This window comes from Bradyrhizobium sp. Ses1 (genome assembly GCF_059512365.1).
In genome coordinates, this window is record NZ_JCAMOQ010000008.1 from 68,598 (window position 1) to 83,090 (window position 14,493).

Below are 14,493 nucleotides of genomic sequence, written 5' to 3' on the forward strand. Positions count from 1 at the left end.
TTCTCGCCGCGCGGGAACCGTCGCCGATGTCGTGTTGTTAACGCGACATGTCATCTAACGTTCATCTACGGCGGGGTGCGACATGACGGCGCCAGACGTCCGCAAGGGGATGCCATCAGTCAAATTGCCGCGCGAGGAGTTTGCGGAACGCTACCGCAGCCGTTTCGTCGATCCCGCCTTCAGGCCGCTGCAGCGGGAGATCGATGCCATCATCGACGCGGCGTGGGATGCCTACAGTCATTCGCGCAAGTCGCCGCTGACGCGCAAAGCGGGGCCGGGCTTCGCCGATCCGGAATACGAACTGGCGGTGGACTGGCTCGCGGCGCGCGAGGCGATCCTGGCGGCGCAGCGGCGTCACGACGATGCGGCGGAGAGACCGCGCATCCTGATCATCAACGGCTCCTCACGCAGCGAGCATACTTGTCCCGGTGAAATGTCCAAGAGCTGGCGATTGGTCAAGCTCGCCGAGCCTGCGTTCGTCGAGATGGGGCTTGCCGTCGACATCCTCGATCTCTCGCGACTGGCGTCCGAGTTCGGCAAGCAAATCCATCCCTGCAAGTCCTGCGTCTCGACATCGCCTGCGCTCTGTCACTGGCCCTGCAGTTGCTATCCGAATTACGCGCTCGGCCAGACCGACGACTGGATGAATGATATCTATCCGCTATGGGTGGCGGCGCACGGCATCCTCATCGTATCGCCGGTGAATTGGTATCATGCGCCGACGGGGCTGAAAGCCATGATCGATCGGATGGTTTGTGCCGATGGCTGCAATCCCGACCCGACCTCCACCCACGGCAAACACGCGGATGAAGCCAAGGCGCTCGAGTTGAAGGGCTGGCCTTATCCGCGGCATCTCGCTGGCCGCAACTTTGGTCTCGTCGTGCACGGAGATTCCGTTGGCGCGGAAACGATGCGACGTTCGCTATCGGATTGGCTGACGGATATGGGGCTGATCCCGGTCGGCCGAACGGGTGAGCTCGACGGCTATATCGGCTACATGGAGCCTTACGCGACCTCACATCAGGCACTCGATGAGGACAAAGCGTTCCAGGAACAGACCTTGAACGTCGCACGAGCGCTCGGCAACGCCGTGAAGCTTGCGCGTGAGGGCAAGTTGCGGGATCCGGCAGCGGGCCTAGTCGAGCCGAATCCGAAATAGTGTCACCGGCGGTTCCCGGCGAACGGGATCAATTCGCCGTTGCGCAGGAACGATGCTCGGCATTGCCGATTGGTCGGCATCTCCCATCCACTGCGACGGAGTTTCCCATGGACTTGAAAGGCAAGAAGATCGCAATCCTCGCAACCCACGGCTTCGAACAGTCGGAACTGGAAGTGCCGCGCGACCGGCTCAAGAAGGCTGGCGCGGCCGTCGACGTGATTTCGCTGGCCGCAGGCGAGATCAAGGGCTGGGACATCAAGGATTGGGGCCGGCCGGTGAAGGTCGACAAGACGCTCGACCAGGTCTCCGCGTCCGACTACGACGCGATCGTGCTGCCGGGCGGACAGATCAATCCGGACCTGCTGCGGGCCGAGCCGAAGGCGCTGAAGTTCATCAAGGAGATATTCGACGCCAAAAAGGTCGTCGCGGCGGTCTGCCACGCGCCCTGGCTTCTGATCGAAACCGGCATCGCCAAGGGGCGGCGGATGACCTCGTACAAGTCGATCAAGACCGACGTGATGAATGCTGGTGCCAAGTGGGAAGACTCCCAGGTGGTAACCGACCAAGGCGTGATCACATCCCGCAATCCCGGCGATCTCGAAGCCTTCAGTGCCAAGATCATCGAGGAGGTGAAGGAAGGCCGCCACACCCAGCGCAGCGCAGCCTGATGAAGCGAGCCAGCCGATGCAAAGCAAATTGATCTCCGACGAGCCGGGCGCGCAGGTCCATGTCGTCATCCTCGACACCGGCGAGGAAGCATTCGCGGCGCTGACGAAGTTCGCCAACGAGGCCAGGATCTCGGCGGCGACGCTGACCGCGATCGGCGCGTTCGAGAAGGCGACCGTCGGCTGGTTCGATTTCGGCTCGAAATCCTACCGGAAGATCGAGGTCAACGAGCAATGCGAGGTGCTGAGCGCGATCGGCGACGTCGCGATCGGCGATGACGGCAAGGCCAGTCTGCACGTTCACATCGTGCTCGGGCTGTCGGATGGCTCTACGCGCGGCGGCCACCTGCTCGCGGGCGTGGTGCGGCCGACGCTCGAGGTCGTGCTGACGGAAGCGCCGGCAAAGCTTCGACGGAAGAAGAGGGCGGATCTCGGCATCGCCCTCATCGATATCGCGGCCCAATAGTGCCAATAGAAAAAGGAGACGCGCTTAGCGCACGCCGAGCGCGTTCTCCAACTGCTGCTTCGTCATTTTCGAGCGGCCTTCGATTCCGCGTCGCTGCGCCCTCGCGTAAAGCTCTCGCCGCGTATGTCCGTCGCGCTTGCGGGCGCGAGAGCGTGCCGCTTTGCGTCCGCGGGCGGTGAGCTTGCGGGCATTGCGGCCGCCCATCGCGCGGCTGCTTTCCCGCTTGCCGGAAGCCCCGACATGCGACTTGCCCTCGCGTTCCTGCTGGGCGGTACGGCCCTTCGCTTCCTTTTGTTCGGTGCGGCGCAGGTCACGAGTGTTGCGGCGCTCGCTCTGGTATTTGGAGGCGCCGGCTTCCTGCAGCGCAATGGCGATCGCCTGCCGGCGATTCTTGACCTTGCCGGCGCGGCCGCCACGGCCGCTCTTCAGTTCGCCATGCTTGAATTCGTGCATCACCCTGCCGGTGACGCGTCGTTGACGCGATGAGGGTGCCATCGTCTTAATCCTCCGTTTATCGGCAAGAACCGCCGACGGCGGATGTCGTTCCAACGGAGGGCAGAGGTTAAGGCCGCAGACGTTAAGGCTCAGACGGTCGAACTGATCGACCCCCGATCGACGATCGCTTTCCGTAAGATGCGCGACAGCGACTCGACCGAATAGGGTTTCTGGATCAGCTCGAATCCGCGATGCGCATTTTCGGCGAGCACGTTGCTGTATCCGCTGGTCAGGACGACCGGCAGCCCGGGATAGCGGTCGCGGATCACGCTGGCGAGCTCCACGCCGTTCATGCCGGGCATGATGACGTCGGAGAATACGAGGTCGGCGGAAAACTCGTCTTCGGACAACAGGGCAAGCGCTGCATTGGCATTCGCCACGCGTTTGACCGAGTATCCGAGATCTTCGAGCAGCTCGGTGGAGAACTGCCCGACCTCGTCATTGTCCTCCACGACCAGGACGCGGTAGCCGCGGCCCGTGGTTGCGGGCTCGCTGGCGATGGCTGCAGCGGACGCCGCATCGGCCGGTCGTGCTGCCTGCGGCAGATAGATCGTGAAGGCCGCGCCTCGTCCGAGCGTACTGACGACATCGATGTCGCCGTCGGACTGCTTGGCAAAGCCAAATGCCTGGCTCAGGCCAAGCCCGGTTCCCTTGCCGACTTCCTTGGTGGTGAAGAACGGTTCGAAGATCGATTGCAGATGATCGGGCGCGATGCCGCTGCCGCTATCGGCCATGGTGATCGCGACAAAATCGCCGCGGCGCGCCGGCTGGGCGCGCAGGGCAGGGATGCCCCGCACCTTCCGCACCGCAATGGAGAGGCGGCCTTCGCCGTCCATGGCGTCGCGGCCGTTCACCGCGAGATTGATCAGTGCGGTCTCGAATTGGGCGATGTCGGCGATCGCAAAGCAATCGGGGTCGTCGATCTGGACGTCGATCTGGATGCGCGCACCGACCAGCGGCCGGATAAGCTGGGTCACGCCCTCGACCTGCGCGCCGACATTGAAGACCTGCGGCTTCAGCGGCTGGCGGCGGGCGAACGCCAATAGCTGCGCGGTCAGCTTGGAGGCGCGCTCCACCGTCTCGGAGATCGCGTCGATGTAGCGATGACGGCGCTCTTCGGGCAGGTCGCGGCGGCGCATGAAGTCGGTCGCGGAGCGGATGATGGTCAGCAGATTGTTGAAGTCGTGGGCCACGCCGCCGGTGAGCTGGCCGACGGCTTCCATCTTCTGCGATTGCCGTAGCACCTCTTCGCCCTGGCGGCGTTCGGTGATGTCGACGGCTTCGGCCACGGCGCCAATCACAGTGCCGTGCTGGTCGCGAAGCGGCCGCATCGCGAAATCGAAATAGCGCTCGCCGACCGGAAGCCGCAGCATCATCTCGGTCTTGACGTCGTCGCCCTTCATGACCGCCATGAAGGCGTTGCGAACCAGCTTGGGCAAGTCGTCGGTCGCGACGAACCAGGGCGTTTCCCAGAACGGCTTGCCGATGGCATCCCGGGCCTCGGCGCGGATGCCGGCCAGTGCCGTCCGGTTGGCATGGAGCACGTCGCCGTGCTGATTGAGCAGCACCTGATACTGGTGGCTGGTCTCGAAGATCGCGCGCATTTGCGCTTCGCTGGCTTCGAGCTGCGCGGTGCGCTCGGAGATACGCAGTTCGAGCGTCTCGTTCAGCCGGCGCAGCTCGATCTCGGCCTGCTTGGCCGCGGTGATGTCGTGGGCGACCCCGATGAAGCCGATGTGGTTGCCGGTCGGATCCCAGCGCGGTTGCGACTCCGACCTGAGCCAGCGCCATTCGCCGTCGGCGCGCAGATAGCGCGCCTCCAGCACGAAAGGCTTGAGCGAAGCTTCGCCCGCGATCGATTCCTGCACGATGCGCGACATGTCGTCAGGGTGCAGCCGTTTGCGCCAGTCGAACTTGATGGCTTCTTCGAAGGGAAGGCCGAGGAAATCGATATAGGCCCGGTTGGCGAAGGAGCGGGTGCGGTCGAGTTTGGTCACCCAGATCGGAACCGGCGCGCTGTCGGCGATGAGGCGGAAGCGCTCTTCGCTTTCGCGCAGCTTTTCCTGGGCGAGCATGCGTTCGGTGATGTCGATATGGGCGCCGACCAGACGGAGTGCGCGGCCGTCGCGGTCGCGCTCGATTTCCCCGATCACCGCGATCCACCTGACCTCACCGTCGCTCGGACGGAGGATCCGGTATTCCGCCATATAGTCTCCGCTCGTCCCGGCCAGCGCATCGAAGAAATGCCCGATCGCGCGGTCACGATCGTCGGGGTGGATGCGGTCGACCCAATCCTCGTGGGTTTCGTTCACCGCATCCGACCCCAGTCCATGGATGATCAGGTATTCCGGCGAGCGGCGGTTGCGGAAGCCCTCGCGGAAATCGACCTCGACACCGCCGACGCGGCCGATACGCTGGATCCGGGCAAGCTCCGCCTCGCGCTCCTGCAATTCGCGATGCGCGCGGTCACGTTCGCGGGCAATTTCTTCCAGATGCTGGCGCAGCCGTTCAGCGGCGACCGTCTCGGGAAGGACGTTCATAGGGTCTGGCGGCATCGGGGCGGGCGACCTCTTTCCGTAGTCTCACACAACGAAAGAGGGCTTGCCAGCATCATTTGGCCTTGGTGCCGGGCCTGCAGTTATAGGCCCTGCGGAACCCCGCCGCCTGTGCGTCATCTTCAGAGCAGAACCAGCGGTCTGGTCTGGTTAATCCAGGGTAACTGCGGCACGCCTGCAAGTGGTAGATGCCGATATCGCCGGTGACGCGGGCGCGCACGGCGAACTTACCCTTGATGTTGCAGCTTGCCGGCATGGGAAGATCTTCAGGGAAGAGCACGTCGCGGATCGCGCGATCGCGGTCGGCGGGACAAGATGCGCCCAGCAGCGCGCCGTCCTGCTTGCCGCGGCGGAACTCCTGCGGGGCAACAAAGCAGCCTTTCCACATGCCCTGGCGCTCTTCCCTGGCGCGCGCCTCGTCAGGCTTGAAGCGGCCGGTGGCGGAAGCCTCGACGTTCAGGGCAAAGCCCCGCTGGACCATCACCTCGCTAAGGCTGGTCGGGTCGCCTTCGATCTTGCACACGCCGAGATGTCGTTTCTTGTAGGCCGGGTCGGGACCGAGATCGTCGCAGCGGACCTGACGATCGCCGATCAGCTTCGCCAACTGGTCGCGGGCCTCGATGCCGCAGGTCCAGCTCTCGGCATGCTCGTCGATGCACAATTGGTCGATCGGAGGCACGTCGATGCCATCGAGCCGATAGGTCACGTTGCCGAGCTGCAGCGTGCTGCCGTCCCTGACGGTAGCGTTGGCGGCGAAGCCTTGGCTCGCCGGAAGGGCTATCAGGATCAGCCCTGCGATCAATGTGCGTAATGGCATGGTCTGCATCGATGGGGTGGCGTGCGGGGGCAAAGGTTCAAGATCATGAGCCGATTGGACGGAATCGGATCATGATCTCATCTTTCTTGTTTGAGCATGATCTCCGCGCAAACGCTTCGCGTTTGTCGCGAGGGAAAACCGGTTTCCACCGGATCATGCTCTAGCACGAAGCTCCCGCGAAGCTATTCCGCGTTGGGAAAAAGCCGCCGGAACTGGTCGACAGTGACCGATCCATGGTTGACTTGTTGAGAACAAAAAGAGAACATAAGTGCTCGCCCCACATCCCGGAAACCGCCAGATGTCCTCTCTTCCCAGTGCCAGCAGCGAGGATATCGACGGCTTAGAAGCTGCCGTGGATGAGGCGATCGCGGCCTGCGGCGGGGATATGCGGGCGACCGTCCGCGCGCTGATCGTGGCCAATGACTATCTGGAAAACGAGGTCAGCGAGCTGATGAAGGCCGTCTCTCGCGCCCATGTCCGTGGTAGATTTAATACCTATTCGGGTTGATGGCTTCGGGCGCCGGGTGCAAGCCGGCCGCCTCCATATAGACCGTTGCCTCTCCTGAGTTTTCCTGTACCACGTTAATTGAGACGACCGCCCGTACCACATTGCGGGCGAAGATCCTGCCCAAACGCTCAAGCAAGAAGCACATGTTCAAACGAATCCTGATCGCCAATCGCGGCGAGATCGCCTGCCGGATCATCAAGACTGCGCGCCGTATGGGGATTGAGACGGTCGCGGTCTACTCCGAGGCTGACCGCGATGCGCTGCATGTCGAGATGGCCGATGAGGCTGTGCTGATCGGCCCGCCGGCGGCGGCGGAGAGCTATCTGTTGATCGAGAAGATCGTCGAGGCCTGCCGCAAGACCGGCGCCGAGGCCGTGCATCCCGGCTACGGCTTCCTGTCCGAGCGCGAGGCGTTCCCGCGCGCGCTGGAGGCCGCCGGCATCGTCTTCATCGGTCCGAACCCCGGCGCCATCGCCGCGATGGGCGACAAGATCGAATCCAAGAAGGCGGCCGCGAAGGCCAAGGTCTCCACCGTGCCCGGCCATCTCGGCGTCATCGAGGACGGCAAGCATGCGGTGCGGATCGCCGACGAGATCGGCTATCCCGTGATGATCAAGGCTTCCGCCGGCGGCGGCGGCAAGGGCATGCGCATCGCGCATTCGAAGGCCGAGGTCGAGGAGGGCTTCAATCTCGCCAAGGCCGAAGCGAAATCCTCTTTCGGTGACGACCGCGTCTTCGTCGAAAAATTCATCGTCGATCCCCGCCACATCGAGATCCAGGTGCTCGGCGACAAGCACGGCAATGTGATCTATCTCGGCGAACGCGAGTGCTCGATCCAGCGCCGCAACCAGAAGGTCATCGAGGAGGCGCCGTCCCCGCTGCTCGACGAGACCACGCGCCGCAAGATGGGTGAGCAGGCGGTCGCGCTGGCGAAGGCGGTGAGCTACGACTCGGCCGGCACGGTCGAGTTCGTCGCCGGCCAGGACAAGAGCTTCTACTTCCTGGAGATGAACACGCGCCTGCAGGTCGAGCATCCCGTCACCGAACTCGTCACCGGCGTTGATCTGGTCGAGCAGATGATCCGTGTCGCCGCCGGCGAACAGCTCAGCCTTACGCAGAAGGACGTGACGCTGACGGGATGGGCGGTGGAATCGCGCGTCTATGCCGAAGACCCGTTCCGCAACTTCCTGCCGTCGATTGGGCGCCTGGTGAAATATCGTCCGCCGGCCGAGAAGAGCCAGGATGGCGTCACCGTCCGCAATGACACCGGCGTGCAGGAAGGCGGCGAGATCTCGATCCATTACGATCCGATGATCGCCAAGCTGATCACGCACGCGCCGTCGCGGGCGGCGGCGATCGAGGCGCAGTCGACCGCGCTGGACGCGTTCTATGTCGATGGCATCCGCCACAACATTCCGTTCCTGTCGGCGCTGATGAACCATCCGCGCTGGCGCGAGGGAAAGCTCTCCACCGGCTTCATCGCGGAGGAATATCCGAAGGGATTCTCGGCGCGGCCACCGGAAGGCGAGATCGCGCGACGGCTGGCGGCGGTGGCCGCGGCGATCGACCACGTGCTCGGCGAGCGCAAGAGGCAGATCTCGGGCCAGATGAATGGCCGACTGGTGCAGCGGGAGCGGCGCCGCGCGGTGTGGCTCGAGCGTGATGAGATCGCGCTCGACGTCGCGCGCGAGGCCGACGGCATCGCGGTCCGCTTCATCGGCAGCGATGGGCTGCCGGGCAATCCGCACAATCTGGTCTCGAGCTGGGTGCCGGGCGAGCCGGTGTGGCAGGGCACGATCGATGGCCAGTTCGTGGCGATGCAGGTGCGCCCGATCAACAACGGCTTCCGCCTCGCGCATCAGGGCTTTGAGGTTCCGATCTATGTCTTCACCGAAGCCGAAGCAACGTCGGCGCGTCTGATGCCGGTGGTGTCGGCCGCCGATACCGGCAAGAAGCTGTTGTGCCCTATGCCGGGACTCGTGGTGTCGATCGCAGTCAGCGAGGGGCAGGAGGTCAAGGCCGGCGAGACGCTTGCGGTCGTCGAGGCCATGAAGATGCAGAACGTGCTGCGCGCCGAACGCGACGGTACGGTGAAGAAGGTCCACGCCGCTCCCGGCGCAACGCTGGCGGTCGACGCGCTGATCCTCGAATTCGCCTAGAGCATGATCCGGAACGTGGATACCGGTTCCGCGAAAGGGTCGTGCCCAAGCTGACATAGAGAGAGCTCCCATGACCTTCCGTGCGCGACGCGAAGCACTGCGTTCGATCCTTGCGGGCACCGGCTGCGTTCGGCCAGGTTCGGTCTACGATGCGACGTCGATCCGGATTGCCGAGGATCTCGGCTTCGAGGTCGGCATGTTCGGCGGATCCGTCGCCTCACTCGCGGTGCTCGGCGATCCCGACATCGCACTGATCACGTTGACCGAGCTTGCCGAGCAGATGCGGCGGATGTCACGGGCCTCCGCTCTCCCTGTGCTTGTCGATGCCGACCACGGCTATGGCAATGCACTGAACGTCCGCCGCACGGTGCAGGAGCTTGAGGCCGCCGGCGCCGCCGGCCTCACCATCGAGGACACCTTGCTGCCGCAGGCGTTTGGCGAGGCCAAGACGCAACTGATTCCGCTCGATGAAGGCATCGGCAAGATGAAGGCGGCGCTCGACGGCCGCGGCGATCCATCGCTCGTCATCATTGGCCGCACCGGCGCGGTGTCGATCACCGGCCTTGACGATGCAATCGCGCGAGCTAAGGCCTATGAGGCCACCGGTGTCGATGCGTTGTTCTTCACCGGCATCAAGGTCAAGGCGGAGCTGGAAGCGATCTCCGCGGCAACGACACTGCCGATCGTGCTCGGCGGTGCGCCGGAGGAGATGGCTGCGCCGGATTATCTCGCGGGCCTGCGCGTGCGGATTGCGCTGCAAGGCCATGCGCCGTTCGCAGCGGCGACGCAGGCGGTCTATGAGACGCTGAAGGCGCTGCGCGAGGGCGCGTCGCCGAAAAGCCTGAAAGGGCTGCCATCCCCGGAACTGACCGGCCGTGCGATGCGCGAGGCTGAGACGAAAGCGCGCGGCAGCGAATTTCTCGGACTGAAGAAGTGAGCGACACGATCCGTCATGTCATGATCCGCGGTCGCGTCCAGGGCGTCGGCTACCGCGCCTGGGTCGAACACCAGGCGCACCTGCGGCGGCTCGATGGCTGGGTGCGCAACCGCCGGGACGGCAGCGTCGAAGCGGTGTTCGCCGGGCCCGAGGCGGTCGTGTCGGGAATGATCGCCGAGTGCCGGCGCGGGCCCACCGCAGCACGCGTCGATGCCGTGCAAGACGAGGCCGGCCGCCCCGATCTGCTCAACCTGCGCGAGGCAGGGGAGGCTTTCTCGGTGCTGGCGACGGTGTAGGTGCGATCATGTGAGGCCGTGCGCGGCCCCGTGCTGAATCGTCTCCAGCAGTCGCGCTTGGGTTTCGCCGAACACCTCGGCAAAGGCCTGCCGGAGCGCGACGTCGACATCGGTGAGCGTCACCGGCAGGCCGAGATCGACCAGTGACGTGACGCCATAGCGTGGGTCGACCACGCCGCAGGGCACGATCGCGGAGAAGTGCGCCAGATTCGGCTCGACGTTGATCGCGATGCCGTGAAACGAGACCCAGCGCTTCAGCCGGACCCCGATCGCTGCGATCTTGTCCTCGAATCCTGATCCCTTGTCCGGCCGCTTGACCCAAACGCCAACGCGGTCCTCGCGGCGCTCGCCGCGGACATTGAAGGCGGCAAGGGTGCGGATGATCCATTGCTCCAGCGAGGCGACATAGGCGCGCACATCCGGCCGGCGCCGCTTCAGGTCCAGCATCACATAGGCCACTCGCTGGCCCGGGCCGTGATAAGTGATCTGACCGCCGCGCCCGGTCTGGAATATCGGGAAGCGCGCCTCCAGGAGGTCGCCGGCCTTGCCGCTGGTGCCGGAGGTGTAGAGCGGGGGATGCTCCAGGAGCCAGACCAGTTCGGGCGCTTTCCCGGCCGCGATATCGGCGACGCGTGATTCCATCGCGGCGACAGCGTCAGGGTAGGGCACCGGGGTATCCGAAATCCGCCATTCCACGGCTTCGCCGCCGTCTGGGTGCGCGAAAATCGTCAAATCAAGGTCTTGGCGGACATTAACCATTGGCTAACCATCACGTGGTCAGGTGGAACCACAATCTAATCCCGGTTTGGCGGTTCAAAAGTGCCTACCCTCGATAAAGTCAGTGTCGATCTCATGGTGGTGCTCGGCACCACTACCATGCCCATCCACCAGGTCATGCGGCTTTCCCGCGGCGCCATCATAGAACTGGATGCCACCGAGGCCGACGAGGTGAAGATCCTCGCCAACAACCTGCCGATCGCCAGCGGCGTGGTGCTGGTCGACCGCAACCGGATCGCGGTCGAGGTCAAGCAAATGCTGCCGAAATCCCCGGATGTTAGGTAGTTGATAGGCCACTTATCGGCTTGTCCCCCACCTTCCGATTTGTTACATCCCGCGCCGTCGATCCGGCGGCGCGCCCTTTAGGTTCCCTCCGGCATCCCAAGCGCTCGTGGCGGAATTGGTAGACGCGCTGCCTTGAGGTGGCAGTGAGTAAAATCGTGGGGGTTCGAGTCCCTCCGAGCGCACCAATGGTCTAACCATTGATATAAAAGGCGTTTTTTCCGTTCCTTGTTCCCGCATTGTTACTCGCAGCGAATGTTAGTACCAGCGAGTGTTCAGCGTCTCACGCGCTTTCGTGTGGCTCCTTATGAGTTGGTCACCTCCGGAGACACTCGCGTTGCAGCCTGTTGTCCAAGCCTTGTACCCAGTGTCTCTCGAAGAGAGTCCGGCGTTTGCTCCCGTGGTTCTCGTATCTCTATTTGAAGAAGATCCGGCGAGACAAAAGCACTGTTTCGTTGCGAGAGAGCTGCGCGTAGCTCAGCGTGGAAATCGGCCGGCTCTTCTCGCATTTGTAATCGCCACGAGCCCCGAGCAGCGTTCGATCAAGGACAATCGGGCAGGGTGCGGTTGGGCATATTGTGCGCCCCTGTTCTTCAGCGCGCGCACCGCCGGACGTCGATGCTGGCCTTTGCCGCCAGTATAGACTAGAGGCCAGAATGTTTGCGTCCTGGGTTCGAGTCGTCCCCGCTACCATCGAGATCTGTAAGAATAGCTTAGTCCCACACACTTCCTAGACGTGCGGGTCTCGGAATTTGTTCCGATACCGAGCGTACCTACCGTCGCGGAAAGGGACGCGATCGATCTGCGGCCCCTGCTGCGCGCTGCTCGCCATTTCGACCGGCAAGGCCGGCAGCTTCGCTGGCCTGCGCCGCGATTCAGCAGGTTGCGGTGCCCGGCCTTGCCGCATCAGGGTGGTCAGGGGCGATCCGGCGGAACGATGGCTGTGCGGGGACGCTCGTGCCGTCATAAAAATGTAATGGTGCCGACCTAGCTACCGTGCCGCAGATCGCTGCGTTTGTAAGGGGGCAGGGCGTTTGATGCGAGATGCGCTCGCAATCGCGCGCGTCCGCAGGGCATGTACCTGCCGGCCGCTTAGTCAAGGATTGGCGTTGATGCTCGCGCTGTCCCCGATCGGCGGGGCGATGGCGCGCGAGCGGCACATCAACTTTGATCTGGCCGCGCAGCCGCTCGGCAGCGCCTTGGTTGAATTCGCCAATCGGACAGGCATGACGGCGCTGATCGACGGCGAGTTGGCGAATGGGTTGCACTCGCCGCCCGTCAAAGGTCGTTTTTCTCCGACCGACGCCCTGCAGGTGCTCCTTGCCGGAACGGGCCTTGCGATCCGCTACGTCGGTGCCAACGCTTTCACGGTAGGCCCGCCGCCGCCGAATCCAACAGTCGGCATCCCGGGATCGCAATCGACGCATCGCTCTGACGAGAGTGCCTATTTTGCCGAGCTTCAGAATTCCGTCGAGCGCGCGTTGTGCCGTAATGACGACACGCGGCTTGGCACTTACCGCGCTGCATTTCAAGTGTGGATCGAAGAGAGCGGGCGGATACGGGCCCTGCATCTCCTTGGTTCGACCGGCAATGAAAGCCTCGACGCGGCGATCACGACGCGAATTACGAGTGACACCGTCGTGCCCCCGCCACGGGATTTGCCGCAACCGATCACGATAATCCTGCGCGCCGCGTCGTCGAATGGTGGTTGCTCTCGCTCCGCGGGGGCACGACCATGACCGGCGCGCGAGCACGAATGATGAAGGTTTTCGAAGCAAGCTACCAACGGTTTCGCGAACGTCTTCGCTGGAGGCTTGGCTCGGACGCGTTGGCGACCGAGGTGCTGCATGAAACCTGGCTGCGAATAGCGCGCATAGACGATGTCGGCTTGGTGCAGCAGCCCGAGGCCTATCTGTTCCGGATGGCTCTCAATGTCGCCGCGGATCAAAGGGAGAAGGACAATCGGAAACTCGCCGCTTCTGAGATCGAAGCGATTCGTCACACGATGGATGGCGCGCTTGATCCAGAGCGCATAGCTGAGGCGCGAGCGGAGCTTGCGATGCTCCGGGCTGCACTGGAAGAGCTGACGCCGCGCCGCAAAGCCATTCTGCTTCTCGCGCGGCTGGATAATGTGAAGCACGAGGAGATCGCAGAGCGGTTTGGCATTTCTCCCCGGATGGTCGAGAAGGAGCTCTTGAATGCGCTGCGGCATTGCTCCAATCGGCTTGAAAGAAAGCTGAATCGCAGGTTCAGTTCTGGTCCCCGAAAAGGGTCTTAGAAGTGCCATGCGCGAAGACGATCCGATCACACCGCCCGACATGCGGCCGACCATTAAACAAGAAGCACAGCAATGGCTGGTGCTCCTGACCTCCGGACGCGCCACCGTGGCCGATGCCGCGGCGTTGAAACGCTGGTGCGAGCGCAGCGAACTGCACGCTGAAGCCTTCGCGGAAGCGAACCTGCTCTGGGACAACATCGCATCGGCATCGCGACGTCCCCGGCGCGCGGTCTTCAACCGACGCACGATGTTGGCTGCCGCGGGGGCATCTGCGGCGGTTGCGGCACTCGGCTACCTTGTGAAGCCGCCGCTTGATCTTTGGCCGTCGGCCTCCGAGTTGCGGGCGGACCTGCGGACCGCAATAGGCGAGCGACGTCGGATTGCGCTGCAATCGGGCGCCTCGATCGATCTCAACACGCGTACGAGCCTCAACATGCCACACGCGGCCGGTGAAGGGCCGCTGGAACTGGTGTCGGGTGAAGTGGCCATCGTCACAAGCAAGTCGCTCGATGCGCCGCTGACGATCACGGCAGCAGGCGGCCGCATCCGCGCTGTCGACGCGCATTTCAATGTACGCTGCGAAGGTGTGCGGGCGACCGTGACCTGCGAACGCGGCTCGGTGGCGATCGACTACTCCGGAAACTCCGTCACGCTGTATGAAGGCCGGCAGGTCGCCTATGCCCAAGGCGCTTTGGAGCCCGTTGTCGCGGCCGATGTTGGAGCCGTCCTGGCTTGGCGCGAAGGCCAGTTGGTGTTTCGTCAAACCCCACTTTCAGAAGTGATCGGCGAGGTCAACCGCTATCGGCCAGGGCACATCGTGCTCATGAACGAAGCGCTTGGTCGGCGTCGCGTGGAAGTTCGGCTTACGCTCGACCGTATCGACGATCTCATTGCGCTTATCCAGGACGTTTATGGCGCGCGCATTACACAACTGCCCGGCGGTGTCGTCGTGGTGTCATAGAATACGCCGAATGCGTGTGCGACGAGAACATTCCCTCTCCTTCGAATTTTTTTCTCCGGCGCGGTTCAGTAACGCGCTGCTCGGCCGGTCTTACCGGGTGACATTGAGGGGATAGGCTCAAGACGCGTTTGTAGCGTG

15 protein-coding genes and 1 tRNA gene are annotated in these 14,493 nt (G+C 63.5%); 12 read left to right on the forward strand and 4 right to left on the reverse strand.

The genetic code is table 11. From position 1 onward, the window contains the following. Positions 1-82 precede the first annotated feature (82 nt). The 3 genes from AC5ZG5_RS12365 (at position 83) to AC5ZG5_RS12375 (ending at position 2,290) form a co-directional block, all read left to right on the forward strand. Positions 83-1,159: a flavodoxin family protein gene (locus AC5ZG5_RS12365; RefSeq protein ID WP_456645473.1), complete on the forward strand. Its 1,077-nt coding sequence runs from the start codon at positions 83-85 to the stop codon at positions 1,157-1,159. 107 nt (positions 1,160-1,266) lie between these two features. Then, positions 1,267-1,827, forward strand: a complete 561-nt coding sequence (locus AC5ZG5_RS12370; RefSeq protein WP_456645472.1) for a type 1 glutamine amidotransferase domain-containing protein — start codon at positions 1,267-1,269, stop codon at positions 1,825-1,827. A gap of 16 nt (positions 1,828-1,843) precedes the next feature. Further along, positions 1,844-2,290: a PPC domain-containing DNA-binding protein gene (locus AC5ZG5_RS12375; protein ID WP_028164011.1), complete on the forward strand. Its 447-nt coding sequence runs from the start codon at positions 1,844-1,846 to the stop codon at positions 2,288-2,290. 24 nt (positions 2,291-2,314) lie between these two features. Here the strand turns inward: AC5ZG5_RS12375 and AC5ZG5_RS12380 are convergent, their stop codons facing one another. From AC5ZG5_RS12380 to AC5ZG5_RS12390, 3 genes are all read right to left on the reverse strand, one after another. After that, positions 2,315-2,785, reverse strand: coding sequence for a DUF6496 domain-containing protein (locus AC5ZG5_RS12380; RefSeq protein ID WP_456645471.1), 471 nt, complete (start codon positions 2,783-2,785; stop codon positions 2,315-2,317). Between the two features lie 89 nt (positions 2,786-2,874). Continuing rightward, a complete protein-coding gene (locus AC5ZG5_RS12385; RefSeq protein WP_456645470.1) occupies positions 2,875-5,325 on the reverse strand; it encodes a PAS domain-containing hybrid sensor histidine kinase/response regulator in 2,451 nt (816 codons plus the stop codon). Between the two features lie 70 nt (positions 5,326-5,395). Further along, positions 5,396-6,157, reverse strand: coding sequence for a thermonuclease family protein (locus AC5ZG5_RS12390; RefSeq protein WP_456645469.1), 762 nt, complete (start codon positions 6,155-6,157; stop codon positions 5,396-5,398). A gap of 298 nt (positions 6,158-6,455) precedes the next feature. On the opposite strand from AC5ZG5_RS12390, the gene AC5ZG5_RS12395 reads away from it, so the two are divergent. The 4 genes from AC5ZG5_RS12395 (at position 6,456) to AC5ZG5_RS12410 (ending at position 10,057) form a co-directional block, all read left to right on the forward strand. Further along, positions 6,456-6,665, forward strand: a complete 210-nt coding sequence (locus tag AC5ZG5_RS12395) for a hypothetical protein (protein WP_028164007.1) — start codon at positions 6,456-6,458, stop codon at positions 6,663-6,665. A gap of 143 nt (positions 6,666-6,808) precedes the next feature. After that, a complete protein-coding gene (locus tag AC5ZG5_RS12400) occupies positions 6,809-8,824 on the forward strand; it encodes an acetyl-CoA carboxylase biotin carboxylase subunit (RefSeq protein ID WP_496165447.1) in 2,016 nt (671 codons plus the stop codon). 70 nt (positions 8,825-8,894) lie between these two features. Next, on the forward strand, positions 8,895-9,761 hold the full coding sequence (locus AC5ZG5_RS12405; protein WP_456644213.1) for an isocitrate lyase/PEP mutase family protein: 867 nt from the start codon (positions 8,895-8,897) through the stop codon (positions 9,759-9,761). Next, the gene (locus tag AC5ZG5_RS12410; RefSeq protein ID WP_130226943.1) at positions 9,758-10,057 is read left to right on the forward strand and encodes an acylphosphatase; all 300 of its coding nucleotides are present in this window, start codon (positions 9,758-9,760) and stop codon (positions 10,055-10,057) included. The genes AC5ZG5_RS12405 and AC5ZG5_RS12410 overlap by 4 nt, the downstream gene beginning before the upstream one ends. A gap of 6 nt (positions 10,058-10,063) precedes the next feature. On the opposite strand, the gene lipB is transcribed toward AC5ZG5_RS12410, so the two are convergent. Beyond that, positions 10,064-10,816: a lipoyl(octanoyl) transferase LipB gene (gene lipB / locus AC5ZG5_RS12415; protein WP_456644212.1), complete on the reverse strand. Its 753-nt coding sequence runs from the start codon at positions 10,814-10,816 to the stop codon at positions 10,064-10,066. Between the two features lie 60 nt (positions 10,817-10,876). Here lipB and AC5ZG5_RS12420 point away from each other — a divergent pair, with 60 nt between their 5' ends. From AC5ZG5_RS12420 to AC5ZG5_RS12440, 5 genes are all read left to right on the forward strand, one after another. Continuing rightward, positions 10,877-11,119 (forward strand): FliM/FliN family flagellar motor switch protein, encoded by a 243-nt coding sequence (locus AC5ZG5_RS12420; RefSeq protein WP_028164002.1) that lies wholly within the window; start codon positions 10,877-10,879, stop codon positions 11,117-11,119. Positions 11,120-11,219: 100 nt separating this feature from the next. Further along, positions 11,220-11,304 (forward strand) — tRNA-Leu (locus tag AC5ZG5_RS12425). Positions 11,305-12,228: 924 nt separating this feature from the next. Then, positions 12,229-12,855: a secretin and TonB N-terminal domain-containing protein gene (locus AC5ZG5_RS12430; RefSeq protein WP_207231040.1), complete on the forward strand. Its 627-nt coding sequence runs from the start codon at positions 12,229-12,231 to the stop codon at positions 12,853-12,855. Further along, the gene (locus tag AC5ZG5_RS12435) at positions 12,852-13,394 is read left to right on the forward strand and encodes an RNA polymerase sigma factor (RefSeq protein ID WP_456644211.1); all 543 of its coding nucleotides are present in this window, start codon (positions 12,852-12,854) and stop codon (positions 13,392-13,394) included. The genes AC5ZG5_RS12430 and AC5ZG5_RS12435 overlap by 4 nt, the downstream gene beginning before the upstream one ends. 7 nt (positions 13,395-13,401) lie before the next feature. Then, entirely contained in the window at positions 13,402-14,355 is a 954-nt protein-coding gene (locus tag AC5ZG5_RS12440; protein ID WP_456644210.1) for a FecR family protein, read from the forward strand. The last annotated feature ends 138 nt before the right edge of the window (positions 14,356-14,493 follow it).